This is a genomic window from Rhizobacter sp. P3_B12, from assembly GCF_056402895.1.
Window position 1 is genome coordinate 1 of record NZ_JBFUGN010001514.1, and the last position, 953, is coordinate 953.

The 953-nt window shown below is 67.8% G+C and carries 2 protein-coding genes; both read right to left on the reverse strand.

Annotated features, from left to right (window positions below):
• The coding region (locus AC1D01_RS36530) for a hypothetical protein (protein WP_477874675.1) at nucleotides 1–211 on the reverse strand (211 nt) is incomplete at its 3' end.
• A 73-nt stretch (nucleotides 212–284) separates the two neighbouring features.
• A partial coding sequence (locus tag AC1D01_RS36535; protein WP_477874677.1) for an FAD-linked oxidase C-terminal domain-containing protein occupies nucleotides 285–953 on the reverse strand: 669 nt, incomplete at its 5' end.

The window sequence follows — 953 nt, forward strand, 5'->3', positions numbered from 1 at the left end:
CGACCGTCTCCGTCTCCACGAGACCGTCGGGACGGTAGGTGTAGCTCGTCGTGCGCGAGTAGTTGAACGGGTCGGCCGGCGGCTGGACCGGCGACTGCGCGATCGCAGATGTTGCGCAGGCCAGCAGCCGCAACGCGACGATGAAGTTCAATACCGTCCGAGGCACGGCAACGCCGCGCCTCACCACGGCAACATGGTGCGATGAATGCAAGGGCTTCTCCCTCAGGGGATCAACGGGTCGATGGGCTGGGCGGACCTGCCGGTCCGCATGCGCTGCCCGCCTGTCATTCCTGCATGGCGATCACCTTGCCCGGATTCAGGATGTTCAGCGGATCCCACGCCCGCTTCAGCTGGCGCATCAGCTGCACCGCGTTGGCATCGAACTCTTCCGTCAGTAGCACCACCTTGTGCGCGCCGATGCCGTGCTCGGCGGTGCAGGTGCCTTCCATGCGCATCGCGCGGCTCATCATCCGCTGGTTCAGGCGCTCGGCCTCGGCCATCTCGAGCGGGTTGTCGGGGTCGGCAATGAGGATGCACAGCAGGTGCCCGTCGCCCACATGGCCGAACAGCGGGCACAGCAGCGATGAACGCCGCGTGTCCTCGATGGTCTCCTCGATGCACTGCGCCAAGCGCGACAAGGGCACGCAGGCATCGGTGGTGAAGGTGCGCCAGCCCGGCCGCAGCAGCTCGCAGGCGTTGAAGGCGGTGTGGCGGGCGCTCCATAGCCGCGAACGGTCTTCGGGCTGGTCGGCCCAGTCGTAGTCGTCACCGCCGTGCTCGCGCGCGATGTCGCGCACGATCTCGGCCTGCTCGACCACGCCGGCCGCCGTGCCGTGGAACTCGAGGAACAGCGTCGGCCGCTCCTGGTACGACGTTTCGGTGTGCAGGTTGACGGCGCGCAGCGCCAGCGCATCCATGAACTCCGCACGCGCGAGCGGCACGCCGGTCTGGAG